The organism is bacterium (assembly GCA_030685015.1).
In the GTDB taxonomy this organism is placed as follows: Bacteria; CAIWAD01; CAIWAD01; order CAIWAD01; family CAIWAD01; genus CAIWAD01.
Map to the genome: position 1 here is coordinate 1 of JAUXWS010000028.1, position 20,161 is coordinate 20,161.

General features: G+C 68.6%; 14 protein-coding genes. 8 read left to right on the forward strand and 6 right to left on the reverse strand.

Annotated elements, in window-relative coordinates:
- Positions 1-327: 327 nt before the first annotated feature.
- Positions 328-1,002 (forward strand): hypothetical protein, encoded by a 675-nt coding sequence (locus Q8O14_03085; protein ID MDP2359725.1) that lies wholly within the window; start codon positions 328-330, stop codon positions 1,000-1,002.
- Between the two features lie 223 nt (positions 1,003-1,225).
- Here Q8O14_03085 and Q8O14_03090 read toward each other — a convergent pair whose 3' ends face one another.
- Positions 1,226-1,504, reverse strand: a complete 279-nt coding sequence (locus tag Q8O14_03090; protein ID MDP2359726.1) for a tyrosine-type recombinase/integrase — start codon at positions 1,502-1,504, stop codon at positions 1,226-1,228.
- Positions 1,504-2,112, reverse strand: coding sequence for a DUF2238 domain-containing protein (locus Q8O14_03095; protein MDP2359727.1), 609 nt, complete (start codon positions 2,110-2,112; stop codon positions 1,504-1,506). Before Q8O14_03095 ends, Q8O14_03090 begins: the two co-directional genes overlap by 1 nt.
- A gap of 175 nt (positions 2,113-2,287) precedes the next feature.
- On the opposite strand from Q8O14_03095, the gene Q8O14_03100 reads away from it, so the two are divergent.
- A complete protein-coding gene (locus tag Q8O14_03100) occupies positions 2,288-4,075 on the forward strand; it encodes a BamA/TamA family outer membrane protein (protein MDP2359728.1) in 1,788 nt (595 codons plus the stop codon).
- An 8-nt stretch (positions 4,076-4,083) separates the two neighbouring features.
- Positions 4,084-8,391, forward strand: a complete 4,308-nt coding sequence (locus Q8O14_03105) for a translocation/assembly module TamB domain-containing protein (protein MDP2359729.1) — start codon at positions 4,084-4,086, stop codon at positions 8,389-8,391.
- 256 nt (positions 8,392-8,647) lie between these two features.
- On the opposite strand, the gene Q8O14_03110 is transcribed toward Q8O14_03105, so the two are convergent.
- The gene (locus Q8O14_03110; GenBank protein ID MDP2359730.1) at positions 8,648-11,281 is read right to left on the reverse strand and encodes a DUF5916 domain-containing protein; all 2,634 of its coding nucleotides are present in this window, start codon (positions 11,279-11,281) and stop codon (positions 8,648-8,650) included.
- A 184-nt stretch (positions 11,282-11,465) separates the two neighbouring features.
- On the opposite strand from Q8O14_03110, the gene Q8O14_03115 reads away from it, so the two are divergent.
- From Q8O14_03115 to Q8O14_03125, 3 genes are all read left to right on the forward strand, one after another.
- A complete protein-coding gene (locus Q8O14_03115; GenBank protein ID MDP2359731.1) occupies positions 11,466-11,822 on the forward strand; it encodes a hypothetical protein in 357 nt (118 codons plus the stop codon).
- 80 nt (positions 11,823-11,902) lie between these two features.
- The gene (locus Q8O14_03120) at positions 11,903-12,433 is read left to right on the forward strand and encodes a hypothetical protein (protein ID MDP2359732.1); all 531 of its coding nucleotides are present in this window, start codon (positions 11,903-11,905) and stop codon (positions 12,431-12,433) included.
- A complete protein-coding gene (locus Q8O14_03125; protein ID MDP2359733.1) occupies positions 12,430-14,703 on the forward strand; it encodes a TonB-dependent receptor in 2,274 nt (757 codons plus the stop codon). The genes Q8O14_03120 and Q8O14_03125 overlap by 4 nt, the downstream gene beginning before the upstream one ends.
- A gap of 121 nt (positions 14,704-14,824) precedes the next feature.
- On the opposite strand, the gene Q8O14_03130 is transcribed toward Q8O14_03125, so the two are convergent.
- The 3 genes from Q8O14_03130 to Q8O14_03140 form a co-directional block, all read right to left on the reverse strand.
- Entirely contained in the window at positions 14,825-16,207 is a 1,383-nt protein-coding gene (locus tag Q8O14_03130) for an IS1380 family transposase (GenBank protein ID MDP2359734.1), read from the reverse strand.
- A gap of 221 nt (positions 16,208-16,428) precedes the next feature.
- A complete protein-coding gene (locus Q8O14_03135; protein ID MDP2359735.1) occupies positions 16,429-16,845 on the reverse strand; it encodes a hypothetical protein in 417 nt (138 codons plus the stop codon).
- Positions 16,842-17,396 (reverse strand): sigma-70 family RNA polymerase sigma factor, encoded by a 555-nt coding sequence (locus Q8O14_03140; protein ID MDP2359736.1) that lies wholly within the window; start codon positions 17,394-17,396, stop codon positions 16,842-16,844. Before Q8O14_03140 ends, Q8O14_03135 begins: the two co-directional genes overlap by 4 nt.
- Before the next feature lie 160 nt (positions 17,397-17,556).
- Between Q8O14_03140 and Q8O14_03145 the strand changes: the two genes are divergently transcribed.
- The gene (locus tag Q8O14_03145) at positions 17,557-18,093 is read left to right on the forward strand and encodes a hypothetical protein (protein MDP2359737.1); all 537 of its coding nucleotides are present in this window, start codon (positions 17,557-17,559) and stop codon (positions 18,091-18,093) included.
- Between the two features lie 137 nt (positions 18,094-18,230).
- Positions 18,231-20,102 (forward strand): alpha-amylase family glycosyl hydrolase, encoded by a 1,872-nt coding sequence (locus Q8O14_03150; protein ID MDP2359738.1) that lies wholly within the window; start codon positions 18,231-18,233, stop codon positions 20,100-20,102.
- Positions 20,103-20,161 lie beyond the last annotated feature (59 nt).

The following is a 20,161-nucleotide window of genomic DNA, read 5'->3' on the forward strand; positions in this document are numbered from 1 at the left end:
AGCAGCCTGTCGGGCTTGGGCCTTGGATGGGATTCGCGTCCAAATCGAGGCCGGGTTTTCGGAATTTTCGCAGGGCATACTGGTGGTCTGTTCAAGAAAATTGCGGAAAATCCGGACCGATTGGGGCGATGAAGACCGCCATGTGGCCAAGTCCGACAGACTGCTAGATCTAGTCTGATGACCTGTTGGGAGGAAGGTCGGCCTAAGCTCATCCACTTTGAGACAGCATGACAGATTTGCCAGAGAACTCGCAGGATTTCCTGGACCGCCCAGCTCCTATCGGGGCAGCCCAATGGGCGTCGAACGAACTCAGACAGGAGAGGCATCATGAGTGAAACAAGACGAAACACTGGGCTCCGGACGATATTCTCCTTCTTCCTGGGCTTGATGTTGACCACGTTCGTGGGAGTAGGAGTCTACACTTTCCATCCGCCACCCACGCAGTACGATAGTCAGATCAAAGACCTCAACCACCGTGAACAGGGGATCAGGGGCTCGCGGCCATCCATCGAGCTGACATTGGCAGATCGAGAGCAACTCCAGGAGATCAATCAACAGCGAAGCGAACTGATCGATGCCGCAGAGGAGATGCGAAAGCCATGGGGCTTAAGCACTAGCATTATTCTCATCGTCTTTTCCACGCTCGCTCTGGTCGCTTCACTCGTGCGGGCCGAACAACTGCCAGTAATCAGCAATGGCCTGTTGTTGGGGGGAGTCTTCACGATGCTCTATGGCGTGGGCTGGATCGCCTTCACGGGAGCTTCCACTGCCAGGTTCATGGTCATGGCTTTGGCGTTTGCGATCACAATCGGGCTGGGATACGTCCGCTTCACACGACGAGGCGACACACGAGGTCCGACCGCTTCTGTCACCGACACAGCGGAGCTCCCAATGGGCGAAGGGCTTGCAGGAATCGAGCGTCGCGTCCAGGAACTTGAGGACAGGGTGAACTCTGCCGCGCTTGCTCTTGGACAAAAGCACGACAGTTCGACCTCGTCTTGAGGGAGTGTGTCCAGGAGCGCCGGGACGTGGCGACTCAGTTTGGCTGAAGCTGGGCTCGGTCGCCAGCTGAGGATCGGAGATCATCCGGCATCTTTCTGTTTGATTGATGTAAAGTGTCGAATACACATGGATTCTGCAAGAAAGCGATTTAATTGAACAGACTTTAGTTGATCCATAGACTACCTTAACACATCCGTTTTCCCTTCGATCTGCCGCCCCACGTTCAGCCTCGCCTGCCCTCGATGGCCGACCGCAGCTCCTCGTCGGCCACATGGGCGTAGATGGCCGTCGTCTTCGGGCTCTCGTGGTCCAGGGCCAGCTGCACCAGGCGCAGGTTGCCCGTCTTCTTCAAGAGGCTGGTGGCGAAGGTGTGCCGCAGGGCGTGTGGATGAATCGGGCGTTCGATCCCGGCCCGCAGGGCCCTGGCGTCCAGGAGCCGGCGGATGTGGCGCGGGTTGAACCGCAGCCACCGTTTCGCGGTGGTAGGATGCGAGGCATGCATCAGTTGGGTCGGGCCGGATGCCCGCCCCTTCCCCTCAGGGCGAAGAACAAACCTAACGCCGCCACCGCCCCCAGCATGTCCGCCAGCATGTCGCGCTGGGCGTCCCACACATCGCCCTGGGAGCCCAGCACCTCATGGCCGGCGGTTGGATCGGCGCCCACCGCGAAGATCCACTCGAAAATCTCGTAGCCGGCGGCGATGGCCAGGATGAAGGTCAGCGGGTAGCTGTAGAGGAGGAAGCGGGAGCGGACCAGCCGCCTCCGCAGCAGCACTTCGGCGATGGCGAATGCGTAGAAGCCCACGCTGAAGTGGGCGACGCGGTCGTAGTGGTTGCGCTGGAATCCGAAGGTGTCGGTGACCCAGTCGAAGGGCACGCGGGAGAAGGTGTAGTGCCCGCCGACGGTGTGCATGTAGACCAGCACGGCCATCAACGCGCAGGCCGTGGCCGAGAAGCGCCAGCGCAGGTGCAGGGCCGCCACCACGCCCACGATGATCAGGATGGGCAGGTTCTCCGCCCACCAGACAGTGCGGTCATGGGGATTGATGGCGAGCAGGATGAAAAGCAGGAGATAGCCGAGCAGCAGGACCAGGGGCAGAAGGCGGGTCATGGCAACCTCGTCGCTGGGAATGCTGTCTGCGGGACGGCTTGATATAGGCAAGTCGAGGCAGGTCCACAACCGCCGCCGGTCCTGGTTGGTACCTTGTGCCATGGTTCTCCCGATTCACATGCCTGCTTTTCGCATTCCATGGCTGGTGGCGCCGGCACTCCTGTTGCTGATGACCATGCCGGCACTTGCCCAGGAGCAGGCGACGGTCAATCTGCTTCAGGCGGCGACTCCCTACAAGGGCTGGCGCTTGTCCTCCCTGCGCCTGGAGGGAGTGCCGGCCGATCTGGAAGGGCCCCTGCGGGAAGGGCTGGCCTTGACGGGCAAGGCCCGGCTGGGCGGACTGCTGGGGCGCAAGCGGCCGGCCTTGACGCCGGCCCTGCTTGGACAGGACGCCGATCGCATCCGCCTCTTCATGGCCCGGCATGGCTATCCGTGGGCCGTGGTCATGGCCCGGGCCGATCCCCGCCCGCGCCGGCGGCTTGATCTGCTGCTGTCCGTGCTGCCTGGTCCCGCCGTGCACGTGGCGGAACTGGAGCTGCAGGGACCACCGGAGGTCGAGGCCCGCGAGGCCGAGTTGCGCGACTTGCTCCCGGCAGCCGGCGACATCTTCACCGATGAGAGTCTTCGCCTGGCGGTCCGCAAGGTGGAGGACCTGCTGCGCGGCGAGGGGCACGCCCGCGCCCGATGCCTGACCGATGTCGCTGTCCGGGACAGCCTCAATCTGATCCTTGCTTGTCAGGTGCTCCCGGGTCCGGTCTGCCGGGTGGCGAGCGTGGAGGTCTCCGGCGTGGCACCCGATCTCGCCCGCCTGGCCGAGCGCTCCCTGCGGCCGCTCCACGATCAACCTGTCACGCCGCGCCTGCTGGTCGGGGCCCAGGATCGGCTGCGCCTGCTGGGCGTGTTCCGCCAGATCCGCTTCGCCATGGACCTGGACTCGCTGCCGGATGTCCGCGAGGTGCCTGTGGCCCTGCGGGCCGAGCTGGCTCCCCGCCCGCCCCGATTGCTGGAGGCGGGCGCCGGCTGGTGGACAGCGGAAGGCGGCCGCCTGGGGGGCCGCTGGTCCCATGCCAACCTCTTCACGGGCGGACGGGGGCTGCAGCTCACGGCCAGCGCCTCCAAGGTGCGGCAAAGCAGCCGCCTGGAGAGCTGGTGGCCGGCCATGGGCTCGCCCACCTTGCGCGGCGAGATTGCCCTCCTGCTCGATCGTCTGCGCGAGGAGAGCTACAACGTGCTCAACCGTGAACTCCGCCTGGGACTGCGCCAGCAGCCCACCCTGCTCCTGACCCTGAGTGGCGGCGTCGCCCTGGCCGACGTGCAGGTGGAAGGCCGCACGGCGGACAGCACGGCTTTCCGCGCCCGCGCCGGCCGCCAGACCATGTTCACGGCGGCGGCGCTGCGCAACACGACGGACAACCCCCTCGACCCCCGCCAGGGCGCCCAGTACAGCCTGCAGCTGGAATGGACCATCCCCGGTTTCTTCAGCCAGGCCGATTACCTGCGGACCGACGCCGAGCGCGTCAGCTACCATAGTCTGGGCCTGGTCACCACGGCGGCCCGGTTGCGCGTGGGCATGGCCTGGCCCCTCGCCTCCACGCCCGACCTGCTGCCCAACCGGCGATTCTTCGCCGGAGGCATGGAGCACCGCGGCTTCGGGCGCCACCAGCTGGGACCGCGCGATGCGGCAGGCGCCCCGCTTGGCGGCGAGGTCCTTGCCCTGGGCGGCGTGGAAGTCCGCCTCCCCCTGGTCTGGAAACTGGGTCTCGCGTTCTTCGTGGACGCCGGCCAGGTCTGGAGCGACCTGGGCGGGGCGGCGCCGCGCGACCTGGAGTACGCCGCCGGACCGGCTCTGCTGCTCAACACCCCGGTGGGACCGCTGCGCGCCGACCTGGGCTTGCGTCTGGGATCCAGCGATGACGACCTGCCCAACTGGGCGGTGCATGTCTCCATCGGACACCCCTTCTGATGGGCGGCGTGAGACACGTGAGGCGCGGTTCATCGTGGCGGCGCCGGATCCTCCTCCTGGTGGCGGCCATGGCGGTCCTGCCCTTGCTCGGGACCAGTGTGCTGCTCTTGAGTACCGTCCGGGAGCCGCTGGTCCGTTCCCTCCTCCCCGGCCTGCTCGCCGGTCTGCCTGGTGGGGGGCCGCGCTGGGAGGCCATCGCCTGGCCGCGGCTGGGGCACCTGGAACTGCGCGGCCTGTCCTGGGTGCTGAGCGGGGACACGCTGCTGGCCGCCGCCCTCCTGCGGGTGGATCTGGAGCTGGCGTCCCTGGGGCGTGGCGACCTGCGTCTGCATGAATTGACGGTGGAGGGACTGCGTCTGGATCTTCCCGCCCTGCACCGTGCTTTTCCCTCCAGAGAGGCGGCCGGCGGCGGCCGGCGCTTTCCGCGCACCGGCAGCCTGCCGCCCCTTTCTTCCCTGGCGTGCGATCGTCTGGCGATCGGGGGCGATCAGCTTCGCCTGGATTCCCTCCATGTCATCCGAGGCCTGGAGCTGGCCGGATCAGTGGAGCTGGGCGCCACGCGGGAACCGGCGCTGCGCCTGGACCGCCTGCGACTCGCCCTGGTCGACCCGGCGGCCACCCTGGAAGGGGACTCCCTCTCCTGGCTGCCCGCGCAGGGCCAGTTGGAAGGGCGGCTGGCGGCGCGCATGGCGGGTCGGTGGATGCACATCCTCGCCCGCAGTCCCGGCGCCGATCTGCTGCGCGTGACGGCGGCGCTGGGGGATTCCCTCCACACCCTGGCGGACCTTGGGCTGACCGCCGCCGTCCAACGCCATGGCCATGCCTGGAGGGGCGCTGAGTTCTCCGGGCAGCTTCAGGTGGCGGCCGTCCGCCAGCTGGCGGTCCATCTTCCCGCCGCGCCATCGGCGCCCGACCTGCCGGCGCTGAAGGGACTGCTCAGAGGCTCGGTGGCCTGGGAACCCGCCCTTGCCTTGGATCTGGGCTGGCGGGGCGCCCATGATGCCTGGCTCGAGGAGATCCTGCTGCAGCTGGGGCGGCATGGGGAGGATCTCCTGCTCGACAGCCTGGTCGTGCGCGGATCAGGGATGGAACTGGCCGGCCACGCCCGTCTTGGCCAGGATGAGGTGGAGGCGGCCATCGCCCTCCATCTGCGGCAGGCGGCCCCGCTGCGAACCCTCTTCGGCCTGGAGGCCCTGCCCGCGGATCTGCAGGTGGACGCGAACCTGCAGGCGACGGGCGCGCGCCGCCATCCGGAGCTGCGCGCAAGGCTGCAAGCGTCAAGCAGGGGCTTGCGCCTGCGCACGGCGCTGGCCAACGGCGGGGATTCCCAGTGGCAGATCGGCGAGTTGGTCATTGAGGATGTCCAGTCCGCCACGCCGCCCGCTGGACGCGGCGGCGGACGGCTGACCCGCACGGCGACGGGTGGCTGGACCACCTCCTCCCTGCGCCTGGCGGGCGTGCTGGGAGAGCTGGAGGCGGCGGGAAGCCTGGGCGAGCAGGGTTCCATCCGCTTCGCCTGGAGCCTGCCGGCCCTGGCTCCGCCGCTGAGCCGCTTGCTGGGATTGTCGGACAGCCTTGGCCATGTGATCGATCTGGCGCTGCGGTCGGGAGACCCCCTGCACCTGACGGGTCAGGGGCGCTTTCTGCGCTCGAAGGGCGGCCTGTCGCTGGAAGGGGCCGGCACCTTGGCCGCCCCGGGACCCGAACGGCTGGGCGCCCTGCTGCCGGCGACGGCGCGCTTGGATGGGCTGGGCGACCTGGAGGCGGACTGGCGGGCCGGACTGGATCAGCCGGCCAGGGCGCCCCTGCGCTGGAGTGCCGCGCTGGAGGCCCGGGGGAGCGGCTGGCTGGATTCCCTCGCCACGGAGCTGAGCGGCAGCGGCGGCACCATCGTGGCGGACACCTTGTGGTTCTGGCTTCCCCAAATGGCTCTGTGGTCCCGCGGTGCCCTGCTGGGGCGCGAGCTTGAGCTTGATGCACGCTGGGATCTGCAGGGTCTGGCCCTTGCCTCCCGTCTGCTGCCCAACTTGGCTGGGACGGAGGCAGGCCTGGAGGGCAGCCTGGCCGCCCGCGGCCCCACGGACCAACTTAGGTTGGATCTGCAGGCCGCCGGCTACCTGCACCGCGCCGGACTCATGCTGCCCGACCTGCGCCTGGCCCTGCGCCGGGACAGCCTGGGGCTGAGGGCGATCTGCTGGGCGCCAGGCGGGATGGAGGCGGGCGCCCTGCACGTGGACACCCTGGCGGCGCGCTATGCCGGACCCGCCGGACCCGACGCCCTGCCCTGGCCGGGCCGCCTCTGGCTGCGTGAATCCGGTGCCCGGCATTCCATCGAGGCGGACCTGCTCATCCGACAGGAGGAAGGCTGGCGGATGACGGGCGGCCTGACACTGGCCGTGGGCGACGGCACCTTGTCCACCGAGCGACCCTTTACGCTTGCCTTGCCTGCCACTGGCGGCGTCGGGCTGGAGGATCTGGCAATGGCGGGCAGCATGGGCCACCTCGCCGCGCAGGCACTCCTTGGCCCGGACTCCCTCCTCAACCGGGTGGAGTTGGTCGCCGATCTCGACCTGCGTCGCCTCCCCTGGCCGGATCTTCATCCCGCCGTGCCGCGGCCCGGCCCGCTGCACCTGGACTTGACCGCCTCATCCATTGGACTTAGCGGTCGACTGGAGCTGAACAGTCTGCAGGCCGGCAGCGCCGGCCGACTTGATCTCGCCCTGGTCGTGGCGGGCCCCCTCGACGGTCCTGCCCTGACCTTGTCCATCATGCAGGACGGGGATTCGCTACTGGCGGCCCTGGGCCGCTTGCCGGCCCGTCTCACCCTCTGGCCGCTGGCGGCCCGGCCGGGCTTCGAGGAGCTGGATCTGGCCGTCCAGCTCAGGCACTTCCCCCTGCTCCTGCCCACCGCCTCGATGGATCCGTCCGACGCGCCCGTTCTGGTGGTGGACGGGCAGGCCCGTCTCGCCGGGTCGGCCCGCCACCCTCGCCTGGAGGGGGAATTGGCGGCGGCCGTGCATGGCGAACCGCGCCTGACGGATTATCGCGCCACGGCCAGTTTGCGGATGGACGGCCGGGAGACGGACACCGTGCTGCACTCGACCCTGGGAGTGTTGCGCGGCGAGCGCCAAGTGCTGGCGGGCACCCTGGACCTGCCGCTGCCGCTCGCGGCGGTGGACGACTCGTGGGAGCGGCGGCCGGGCGATCTGGAGGTGCGGTTGACCGCCTCCGCCCTCGCCTTGGAGGACATCAATCCCTTGTTGCCCTATGACCTGTGGATGTCCGGACGGGGCGACCTGGAGCTGCACGCTTTCGGGCCCTTTGCCGATCCGCGTCTGGACGGCCAGCTCCGCATGGAGAACCTGGACCTGCGGCGCACGGACGGCACCCACCTCTTCGGTCGGGCCCGGCTGGCGCTGGGCGGCCGCGTGCGCCATCCCGAGGGGAAGGGCTGGCTGGAGCTGGCCAACGGCGAGGCGCGCATTCCCGAGCTGCCCCGCGACCTGCATGACATGAGCGGCGAGGCGATCCTTTGGGGATTGTCCATGGGCGGGGAGCAGGGGAGCGACAAGGTGGCGGGGGGGACCACCGTCTGGCAGGATTCCCTCGAGCTGGAACTGGAGCTGCGCATTCCCAACCGCGTGCGGCTGCGTGGCGGCGAGCTTGACCTGGAGAGTCGGGGACGTCTCACGCTGCGCATGACCGAGGGCCGGACCGCCTTGGTGGGCGACATGGAGGTGCTGTCGGGGCAGTTCAGCCTGCTCGGCCGCCAGTTCGCCGTGCAGTCAGGCACCCTCTCCTGGTTTGGCGACGAGGTTCTCACCCCGCGCCTCGACCTGGAGCTGTCGGCCAGTGTGGGCAACACGCTCATCACCGTCCGCCTGACCGGCACAATGGAGCAGCCGCTGCTCGAGTTGAGTTCGGAGCCGCCCCTGGACGAGGGCGAGATCATGGCGCTGCTGCTCTTCCGCCGCTCCACGGAGGAGCTGGACAACCAGCAGCAGGACATGCTTCAACGGCAGGCCACCCAGCTGGCGGCGGACTACGGCATGGCCGCCCTCCAGGCGCGCCTCTCCCGCACCCTGCACATCGACCTGCTGCGCGTGGAAACCGGCGGCGAGGAAGGCCTGGGCACCCTCATGGTCGGCAAGTACCTGGGGCCCCGCGTCCTGCTGCGCTACGAGCAATCCCTCAGCCAACAGGATCTCTTCCGTCTCAACGTGGACTACATCCTCTCTCGCCATCTGCGCCTGGATACTTCCACCGGCAGCCGGGGGCAAAGCGGCATGGCGCTCAACTGGAGCCGCATGTGGTAGACGAGGTCCGACCGCACTGCGTGACGGCAGGGCCGGATTCGCCCGGAAGGGTGGCGGGTGTGTCAGGCGCCGCAGGCATGTCACGCATTCTTGTCGCGGCAGGAGGCCGATCGGCGGGAACCCGCAACACGGATTTCAGGTTTGGCCCCGCGCTCCCCATGACGCCCCTTCGAAGGGCGGGTGGGGGGAGGTGGGAGGGCCTCGATCAAAACTGAATAGAAGTCCCACCTCCGGCACGGTACTCCGGCTCACCTGCTCATCCCAAAGGCAACCAGCTGGTGATCTTCACCGCGATCAGATTGTCCCCGCCGATGGAGAGAGCGTGCAAGGGATCCGGTGTGCGGGCCGGGTCGTCGCGCGGGATGAAGCGGACGCGGTCCTGCTGCCAGACCAGGTGCAGGCTGCTTCCCAGACTCCAGTCCCAGCGCAGGACACAGGTGCTGCGCCAGGAGATGAACTCAGCATCGGGCTGCGGCACCGCCAGCTGGCCGCCTTCCTCGTTGATCAACCACGCGCCGTTGCTGACCGGATCCAGCAGGCCGTGCGCCTTGTAGCGCTCGATGTGCTGGCTGCGCGCGCCGGCCGGGCGGCCGGGGTCGTTGAAGCGAAGACTGGCCATGAAGGGCTCGGCATAGATCTCCACGCGCAGCCTGGGACTGAAGGTGTATCGCAGGCGGGTGGACAACCGCGCCTCCCGGTAGTCCAGGCGAGAGAAAATGGCCAGATCATTATCCAGGCCAGTGTCGGTGGGAATCAGAGTGTCGATGTACTGCGCTGGGTTCCAGGAACGCGTGGCGGAGGGGTTGACGCGGATCTCCACGGCGGGAAGAGGCCGGAAACGGCCGAAGGCCCAGGCGTCCACCGCCAGGCGCCGATCCTCGCCCCAGGTGCAGGAGCCGCCGCCGGATACGGCGTTGGGGCGTTGCAGATCGGGGCTGTTGGCGTTCAGGTTGACCGAATTCCAGCCCGGCACGCCCAGGACCACGCCGCCCCGGCTCTTGTCGTCGCTGTAGGTCGCCCGGCCGTGGGCCGCCTCGAGATTGATGGACCAGTAGTTGGTCAGCTGGCCCCAGACGCCGCTGCGCAACTCCGCCCCGGTGGGCAGCCCTCCGAAGTTCCACTCACCCTCCAGATTCTGCCAGGCCGACCAGCGGCGGAAGGGACCCTTGCCCTGGTTTTCCTGCCAGGTGAGACTGCCCCAGGTGGAGATGTCGTCAGCGCTGGAAAGCTGTCCCAGGTCGTTCAACTCCAGGCCGGGCGATTCGGCGGCGGCGCCGGCCGACCAGCGCCAATGGCGGCCGCCGATACGCTTCAGCTCGAGGGCGCCCGTCCAGCCGGTCAGGGCGCGGCGCCCTGGATCGAGATGAACGTGCCCGGCATCCGGACGCTGGAGATAGTGGACGGGGGAGCGCTGCAGGGCCAGCATGGCGGCGCTGTCTCCCTCCACCCGGCTGAAGCCCACGTTGCCGACCAGGGAGTGGAGACCCGCCTCGTCGCGCAGATCCCAGTCCAGACCCCCGCTCAAGGCTTGCCGAGGCTGGCGGGCGGCCAGCCGGGCGTCGCCTTCGAAGTCACGGTGCAGACCCGTGAGCGTGAGGCCGGCCACGGCGCCCCGGCCGGGGAAGTCCTGCTGCACACGAAGGACGCCGCTGGATGTGCGCGGGGCCAGGCGCAGCGATCCTGTCCCGCCGCTGGCCTGATTGTGGATGCCGGCCCGCTCCACACCGGTCACCGCCGCCAGCGCGCCCACCGAGGTGCCGCCCGTCAGCCGCCCGGTCAGCTTGGCGGCGCCCAGGATGCGGCTGGCCGTGGGCAGGTCGACATGGGTAAGGGTGTCCGGCAGGGCCTGCGGACGGGGCGGGGCGCCGATGCGTCGAGAGTAGAAGTAGCGGGGACCCAGGCCCCGCAGCAGGCGGTCCCCCTCGATGAAGAAGGGCCGTCTCTCCTCGAAGAAGGTCTCGAAGGCCGTGAGGTTGATGTCGGCCGGGTCCGCCTCCACCTGCCCGAAGTCCGGGTTGAAGGTGGCGTCCAGGGTGAGGTTGGGACCCACGCCCATCTTGAGATCTCCGCCCAGGCGGCCGTCCAGCTCATGTTCGTCCAGGAAGGGGTCGTCAGGGTCGGGCCGGTGCGGCAGACTCAGCTCTCCCGCCACGTAGGGCAGCAACTCCAGTCGACGCGAAGGACGGATGCCGCGGATGCCGTGCAATTCGCCGAAGCGGCTGGCCCAGCCCGTCTCGGAGCGTGGCACCATGCACCAGTAGTCCTCGGCGTTGCGCTCCGGCGTCCACCGGTCGATCTGGAGCCCCCACACCTGCTCCTCGCCGGGATTGAAGCGCAGTTGGGTGAAGGGGATGCGCGCCTCCACCACCCAATGGTCGTCGTGCACGGTGGTGCGCACGTCCCAGACCGGATCCCAGGACAACACCTGATTCATCTCCGAGTCTTCCGGGTGAAGGAAGTCCACGCGTACCCCGGCCGCCGTCGTGCCGAAGGTCCAGGCCGTGCGACGGTCGTGATAGGTGTCCAGGGAGATGAAGAGGGCCTGGGTCTGCGCCATGTCGTCACGAGGACCCAGGCGGGTGCGCAGGCGTCCGGTGAGCGGGGTCCACAGACGGGCGCCGATGTAGAGATTGCGCTCGTCATAGCAGAAGGCGACCTCGGACAGTTCGGCTCCGGGCTCACCTTCCACCGGATCCTTCTGGGTCAGGCCGCTCACCCAGGATGCGCTGCACCACGCCTCCTCGTCCAATATTCCGTCCAGATGGAGGCTGGCCTCCCCCAATGGCCAGGCCTGGGCCGTGCGCTGGGGGCCGGCCGCCTCGACGGCGAAAGGCAGGGTGTGGGTCAGGGCGACAACCAGCAGGGTACGGGCCGCTTGGGTGCGTGCCATCATTCCTCCGGATCGGGGCGAACTCCAAGGGATCAATGCAAACGGTCCGCGGCCGCGGCAGAAAAGGAAAGGCGTCCAGACCAACGCAGTTCCATTTGGTTGCACGGCAATTTATGCCGAGGTGTCCGATGAAGGCTCGGACACCTGTCAAAGCTTGGACCCATTTCCTTGCTAAGTTGGGGCCATGATGACCGTCGCGTTCCGGCCCCTTTCCTGGTTGCTTCGGCCCACGCGCAACGCTCTATTGCGGCTGGGACTGCTGGCGCTCTATCTGCCCCTGGTCGCCACCCTGGACTTGCACCACAACCATGGGATCGAGCTGCCGCCGGATCACGCGGAGCTGAGAGCACTCCCCGCCTGCATGGATCCCTGCCCTGTCACGCTGTTCCAGCTGGCCCACGGCGACGAACACGTCACCCCACCCTTGATGCCGATGCTGGCCAGTCAGGGGGCGCCTGCCGCCACGACCTGGTCCGCCCCCTGGCTGCCGTCCCGCCGCGGCGTGGCCGTGCGCGGTCCACCCCGATTCCTTCCCGTCTGACAACCTGATCTCCGTGGCCCGGCCACGGCAAGTCGTCCGCCTGCCCACCCCGGCAGGCTTCATCCGATGGAGGGATCACCATGTCACGATATCTGCTATCCGGCGCCCTAGCGCTGGGCTTGGCCCTGGCCTTCTCGGCCTGCGACCATGACAACGACAATGACGGGCACGCGCGCCACCTGGAGGCGGTGGGTGTGGCCCTGGTGATGGGCGCGGACACCCTGGTAATGGCCGCCTCGGCGGATCCCCTGGACGTGGAGGGGGAACTGCAAGTCCATGAAGGAGAGAGTCTGGGTCCGATCCTCGTGCATTTCCTGGACGAGTCAGGGCATTGGTTCAGGCCCGAGGCCGATCCGGAGGGCGATCACAGCCTGGAGATCCTGCACAACCCGTCGATCCTGGAAGTGACCGTGGACCAGGCGCAGTGGTCCTTCATCCTGACGGGCGTCTCCGCCGGGGGGGCGGAGATCGTGGTGCGCATCCTGCACGAGGGCCACGCGGACTACGTCTCGCCCAACCTGCCGGTTCACGTGGAGCCCGCGGCCGGGAGCCTTGGCCACCAGCACCATGGCGCCTCCTCCCAGATTTCCTTGACGGTGACCCAGCCATGAGCTTGTTCCACAGCGTCCAGGCGGGATCCCTCCGGGGGTTCCGCCAGGGCCTGGGCTTGGCCTTCCTGACCCTGGCCACGGCGCTCCGCGCCCTGGCCGGGCCGGACTGCGCCGTCCTCCAGGGCCGGGTGCTGGATGCCCGCGACGGCCAGCCCCTGCCCCTCAGCCATGTCTTCCTGCTGGAACTGGGGCGCGGAACCGCAACCGATGCCCAGGGCACCTTCACGTTCCGCCATGTGCCTTACGGCGGGCATCGCGTGCGCGTGACCCACCTGGGGCACCGCGACCACGTGCAGGACCTGCGGCTGGAAGGCTGCGATTCCCTTCGCCTGACCATCCGGCTGGAGCCGCGCGCCCTCGCCCTGGCGGAGATCCGGGTGTCGGGCGAGGCGGAGCGGCTGGAGCAACTCCACGACCCCGCCCTGATGCTGCGCACGGCGGAGCTTCAACGGGAGTTGGGCTCGACCCTGGCCGAGACCCTGGACGAGCAGACCGGCATCGCCACGCGCAGCATGGGTCCCGCCCCGGCCCGGCCCGTCCTGCGCGGCCACTCCGGGGATCGGCTGCTGTTGCTGGAGGATGGCGCCGGCACCGGGGACTTGTCCGCCACCAGCGCGGATCATGCCGTGGCCATGGAACCGCTGGTGGCCAGGCAAGTGGTGTGGATCCGTGGCGCCGAGACCCTGCTGTTCAGCTCCGGCGCGGCGGGCGGCGTGCTGGATGTGGAGCGCGGCTTGCTTCCCGGCGAACTGCCCGTCAAGCCGGAGGGCACGGTCGCCCTGGTGGCGGAGACAGCCTCCGGTTCCCTGGGATCCTCCGCCCGCCTGGACGGATCCTGGCACCAGATGGGCTGGATGGCGGGGGGGTCCTGGCGCCAGGCAGGAGACCTGCGCACGCCGGCCGGGCGCCTGGGCAACTCGGGGCTGGGGACCGGCAGTCTCAGCACGGGGATCGCCCATGTGGGCGACCGGCGGCGGGTGGGGGTGGGCGCCACTCTCTATGAGAGCGCCTACGGCATTCCCGGCGGCTTCGTGGGCGGGCATCCCGAGGGCGTGGACATCGAGCTGGCCCGGCGCAACCTTCATGTGGAGGCGGACCTGCGACCCGCCCGGGGCCTCCGGCACGTGAAGCTGGCGGGCACCTTCTCCCACTACGAGCACGCGGAGTTCGAGAGCAGCGGCCTGCTGGGCGTCTCCTTCGACGTGCTGTCGGCGGAGACAGGCCTGGAGCTTGGCCTCCCCGCCTGGGGAAGCTTCCGCCAGGGGCAGCTCCGCCTGGCCGCCCATTGGCGCAACTTCGCCACGGGCGGCTTGAGCCATGCCCCGGACACGGACGAGCGACAGCTTTCCCTGGCCTGGCTGGAGCACGCGCTGCTGCCCGGAGGCTGGCACCTGCAGGGCGCTCTGCGCGGGGAAAGCCGCCGCCTGGCTCCGGACCGGGAGCGGATGAGCCTGGTCGTCGGGCACATTCGCGAGCGCAGCTTCCACGGCTTGAGCGCCGCCCTGCAGGTGGACGCTCCGGAGCTGTCCTGGGGGACCTGGCGTCTGCAACCCGGCGGCAGCCTGCTGCGCACCTGGCGGCCGCCCACCGTCGAGGAGCTGTTCAGTGGCGGCCCCCATCTGGCCGCCTATTCCTACGAGATCGGCAACCCGGAGCTGGGCGCGGAGCGGGGCTGGCTGCTGGAGGCCGGCGCGAAGGCGCGGTGGTCCGGCCTCACCCTCCACCTGCGTGGCTTCCACCAGGAGTTCCAGGACTACGTCTTTCCCAGCTTCACCGGCCGCCTGAGCCCGCGGCGCGCCGACCTCTTCGAGTATCGCACGGTGGGCCGCGACGCCCGGCATTCGGGCCTGGAACTGGATGCCGCCTGGCACGACCCGCGGTGGCGCGCCCAGCTGGGTGCCTCCCTGGTGAGGGCCCGGCTGGCCAAAGGCGGACCCCTGCCCGCCGTGCCCCCCGCCACCGCGCGGCTGCAGGCCGTCCGCATCTGGCGGGCCTGGGAGGCGGGCGTCCAGCTGAGCGGCGCCCTGGCGCAGGACCAGGTCTACCGGGCGGAGGATCCGGAGGCGCTGCCGGAGGCCCGCACGGCGGGATGGCTGCGCCTGGACTTGTTGACGGGTTGGCGAGGCGTGCTGGGTGGACGCCTGCATCAAATGGATGTGAGAGTGGACAATGCCCTGGACCAGGAGTACCGCAACCACTTGAGCAGACTACGCGGCATCATGCCCGAGGCGGGGCGCAGCGCCAGGCTGGTGTGGCGCATGTGGTTCTGATCAGCCGGGCCAGCAGCCTGTCGGACGTGGCCACTTGGCGGTCTTCATCGCCCCACTCGGTCCGGATTTTCCGCAAGTTTCTTGAACCCGGATTCTGCAGTTGGCGGTCAGGTGTGACACATCAGCATGCTGCAGTTGGCTCCAGCAGGGGGATGGGCAACTGCTCTGCAATTGGGACTTGCTGTGAAAGCCGTGCCAGAGCGGCTTGAAAGCCTGTCCACCAAGTGTCGGTTGCGGAATAGCGCAGCAACCTCTTTCGTCCCGAGCGTCCGAGCGAGGTGGCGCAGACGAAGAAGCGAAAGCGAAGTGTCTCAAGCACATGGCGCTTTCCTTCCTCCGTGGGCCGCGATGCCGGACGCAAGCCAATCCGGTCCTGGAAGTGCTGGATAAGGTTGTGCAACAGCATCAGCGTGCGCAGCACGCACTCCGTGGCGCGAAAGGACTCCAGGCAAAAGCCTTCCAGGCCACAGCCGCGCTTGAGTTCCTTGATGCGATTCTCGAACTCCCCACGGGCATTGTAGGTGCGGTAGACCGTCACCGCATCCATCTGGTCCTCGGACAGACTCGTCACGATGGCCTGGAACAGGTAGCCCTTCAGTTCGAACAAGCGCCGTCCATGCGCCGGCGTTGCCTTCTTGGCCTCCTCCTGGCGGATCACCACCAACCGCCGCGCCTGCTTCCATCCCAGCAACGTGACCTGTGTTTCGGCCACCTCGATCCCCGGCGCCACCTGCTGCCAGGTTTCGATGTTGATCGCTGCCCGTTTCACTTGCTTGGTCATCCGCGCCTTGATCAGATAGGGCAGGAGGAGCGTCTCCAGGAACGTCAGGAGCACGTCGGCGAAAAAGCCGCTGTCCGCCCGCACCCGGGCAATGGTCGCGCGCCCCTCTGCCAAGGCCAGGCACTCCGTGACAAAGCCCACAGCATGATTGCCCGCGGCGGCGTTGCCCGCCCGCAGCCATCCATGCAGCAGCCAGCGGCATTCTGCCAGGCCTGCCAACAGCGGATGGTGCGATCCCCGCCCTGGGCGACGTGGGTTGTAGCCCCGCGCCACGCCCTCCTGAGTGCCCCAGCGCTCCAGCACCGTGCTATCAAGGTCCAGCGTGTAGCCCTCCTCACGTGCGGGCAGCAGGCCCAGACCCCACCGGGTCAGCGTGCCGAAGACATCCTCGCCCTGCTGGCGAGTGAAACTCTGGAAAAATCGGGCATAGGTCGTCGGGGCGCAGAAGCGCTTGACCCCGAACATCGCCCGCAGGGGCTGGTCCGTCCGCAGCCGCTCCAGGTGAAGAAAGCGGCTGGCCCCCGTCAATACCCCGGCCAGGAAGCCGACTAGGTGATCCGCGACGGGCAGGGCATTGGGGCTGGTCCGCTGGAACCCGCCCAGGGCGTGCTCGACCACCCGCCGAAACCCGATCGCTTCGCAAAACGACGCGAACACTGCTAGCCCTCCCCAGGCGGTTAGAGGCTTCGAACTCAGTCCAAGCACGAGCTCTTGACCACCCATTGCCCTAAGTTTCGTCTGCACCGTCTGGTCCCTCCGTTGATGTTACCTGTTGGCTTCGAACACCCAGGTAATCAACAAGATCAGACGGTGCTTTCCTCTTCACTGGCTGGGCAATTGCAGAATCCGGGTTGAACAGACCACCAGTATGCCCTGCGAAACTTCCGAAAAACCGGCCTCGATTTGGGCGCGAATCCCATCCAAGGCCCAAACCCGACAGGCTGCTAGTGCTCGTCCTGGAGGAAGTAGAGCAGGGGCAGGAGCAGGAAAGGCAAGACCGCCAGGGCCACAGGGCTGCGCAACAGACCCAGCCAGCCTCCCCCGGCGAGCAGACCCAGGCCGCTGCGCCACGAGACCTCCGGCAGGGCCGGGTGAAGGTGCCCGCCCACCTGCGCCAGCAGGTCCACCGGCCCCGTGAGCAGCCACCCCATGGCCAGCGCCAGGAAAGCGACGGCCAAGGCGCTGGCCACCACGGCCGGACGAAGACGGAAACGCGGCTCGGGGACGGGCAGGGCCGCCACCTGGGCCAGAATGGCTTGGCGCAGGTGGGATGGCGGTGTCTCCCTGGAAGCGGGACCGAGGCGCCGCCGGAGGAAGTCCTCGAAGGGATCAGCGCCAGAGCGCTGCTTCGTCGTGTTCATGATCGATACTCCCGGGCCGGCGCCAGGTCGGCCACCCTTTGTCCGGACTCGTGGTGCGATGCCTCCCAGCCGGCCCTCATCGTCTCGCGGGCCCGATGCAGGGCCACCCGCACGGCGCCTGGCCGCATGCCCATCGCCTCGGCCACCTCCTCGCAGGACAGTTCCTGCGTGTAGAAGAGGTGGACGATGGTCCGCTCGCGCGGCTTGAGCAGCCCCAGCAAGTAGGCCACGGCGTCGCGCCGCTCCAGGTCGGCCCCCGCGCCGCGGTCGGGGGCGGCCAGCGTGTCGAGGGCCTCGCTCTCGTCCGCCGGCAGGCGACGCTCCCGCGCCAGGATCTCCCGGCAGCAGCGCACGGCGATGCGCCAGATCCAGGTGGAGGGCTTGGCTTCGCCGCGAAAGGAGGGCAAGGCCCGCCAGACACGAATGAAACACTCCTGGTGGGCGTCCTGGGCCAGCTCCCGGCTCCCGGTCATGCGCAGGCAGAGGGTCCAGACCATGTCCTCGTGGGCGGCCAGCAGGCTTGCGAAGTCCTGAGTATGAAGTTCATCCACGCCTGACGCGCCCTTCCTTCCCTGTTCCGCCGTGCATGGGATAAGAGGAGGCGGAGGGACCGGATGTTACAGCGGAACTTTTTCGGCAGGGATGTAACATTCCGCGGCGCGGACTCCTCCCATGTAGCGGACAACAGAGCTTTCAAGAGAGGACCACACCATGAGCAGCCAGATCGCCCATGCCGACACGGCCGTCACCACCATCCAGCCGTCCGCCCGCGTCGAACCCGTCTACATCAAGGACAGCGCGCCACCGGCGGAGATCCTCGTGCCCGTCACATTCTTCCTGGTGGTCTTCGGCGCCGCGGTGCTCTCCATGTACTTCAGGTTCCGCACCCGCCGCCTGAACCAGGAGGAGCGCCTGCGGGCCATGGAGCTGCACATCCCCATTCCGCCGGAGCCCCAGCGGGCCAGGGGCAATCCCTACATCATGCCCATGCTGCTCATCGGATGCGGGCTGGGCTTGCTGGTCCTCTGGGCCAACCTCCAGGGCGACGACCGCGTGGTGGCGCTGGGCTTCAGCACCATCGGCCTGTTCGCGGGCCTGGCCTGGCTGGCCGCGATCTGGTTCAACAGCGGGGCGCGGGAGCGGCAGGAGCGCCTGGCGGAATTGGAAACCCAGGCTTACGTGGCCGCCATGGAGCGTGCCGTCCATCCGCCAGCGCCGCCCCAGCCGCCCGTGCCGCCGGTTCTTTGAGTCGACGCGCCGTCGAGCTGCATTTTGCGGGCGGTCTGGCGGAACCGCCCGCTTTTCTGTTTGAGCCTGCGGCCGGTCTTTGCCATGCTGGGTCCGGGCGGTGCGCGGAAGACCGCCTGCAGCAGCAGGAGATTCCCATGACGCGCTCCCTGTGCCTTTGCCTGATCTGTTTTCCCGCCATCCTGTCGGCGGCCGATCCGCCCGCTCCCGCCTGGTCCCACGATGCCGTCTGGTACCAGGTCTTTGTCGAACGCTTCTGGAACGGCGATCCGGGCAACGATCCCGTCATCCGTGACGCCCAGGGAGCCTGGCCGCACGGCAAGCCGCCCGCCTGGAGCACCACGCCCTGGGGCTGGGACTGGTACCGGCCCGATCCCTGGGTGAGGCCCGAGGATGGCGATTTCTACACCTGGGTCCATCACCGGCGCTATGGGGGTGACCTCCAGGGCGTGCTGGACCGCCTGGACGACCTGCAGGCCCTGGGGGTGACCGCCCTCTACCTGAATCCCGTCAACGACGCCCCCAGCCTGCACAAGTATGACGCCCGCGCCTGGCATCACGTGGACCGCTGTTTCGGACCCGATCCCGGCGGGGACGAGATCCTCGCTGTCCTGGAGGATCCGGCCGACCCTGCCACCTGGAAGTGGACGGCCGCCGACAAACTCCTGCTCAAGCTCATCCGGGAGCTGCATGGCCGGGGCATGCGCCTCATCCTGGACTTCTCCTGGAACCACACCGGGACGGAGTTCTGGGCCTTCCAGGATCTGCGGACGCGCGGCGCGGCCTCACCCTTCGCCTCGTGGTACCAGGTGCGGAGCTGGGACGACCCCGCCACCGCGGCCGACGAGTTCGACTGGGAGGGCTGGGCGGGCATCCGCGAGCTGCCCGTCGTGCGGCAAACGGAGCAGCCCGGGGGAAGGCGCGGCGGCCTGTGCCGGGACTGCACCCTCGACGAGGGGGTGGCGGCGCACGTGCTGGCCGTCACCCGCCGCTGGCTGGATCCCGACGGGGATGGCGACCCCGCCGATGGCGTGGACGGCATCCGCCTGGACGTGGCCGAGCAGGTGCCCTTGGGCTTCTGGTTGCGCTATCGCGACGAGGTGAAGCGCATCAATCCACAGGCCCTGCTGGTGGGGGAGATCTGGTGGGAGCGCTGGCCCCTCGACATGATGGACCCCAAACCCTGGCTCGAGGCCTTCGACGCCGTCATGCATTACCACTGGTACATGCCCGTGCGCAGCTTCTTCGCCCAGACGCCCCCCTGGCTGACGGCGACGGGACTGGCCGCCCACCTGGACTCGCTCTACGCGGGCATGGCCGACGACCGCCGACGGGCCATGATGAACCTCTGCGCCAGCCACGACACGCCCCGCCTGGCCAGCTGCGTGGCCAACCGCGGCCGCTACAAGCACCAGGTCAATCCGCGCGAGAACAGCGCCACCCGGCTGGGGCCACCCAGCGGGGAGGATGTGGCGGTCATCCGCCTCATCCGCGTGCTGCAATACACGTGGCATGGAGCGCCGCACATCTGGAATGGCGACGAGTTCCTCATGTGGGGGGCCGACGACCCGGACAACCGCAAGCCCATTGTGTGGCCGGACTACGCCTACGAGGCGGAGTCCGTCCGACCCTTCGGGGACGGTCTTTCCCAAGGTCTGGTGACGCCCACGCCCGTGGTGGCGGACACGGCGCATCGTGATTTCCTGGCCCGCCTCGCCGCCCTCCGCGCGTCGGATCCGGACCTGTTCTCCGCGGGGGAGCGGCGCTGGATCCTGCTCGATGACCCGCGGGGCCTGCTGGGCTATGAGCGGACGCTGGACGGGCGACGAGCCGTCGTGTTGTTCAACCGGGGAGCGGGGGAGGCGGTCGTCACGCTTGACCTGGCGCCGGGCAGTTGGCGCAACGCGCTGGAAGGGGCGGTCTGGAGCCGGGAGCTGGAGGGGCCGGCGGAGTTCCGCTTGGAGGCGCTGACGGCGCAGGTGTGGCTGCGGCAGCCGGAGCGCCCCTGAGCAAGTCCTCTTGCGCGTGCGCTGGCGCAAGCTGCGCCGGCTGTTGATCAAGGCCGCGG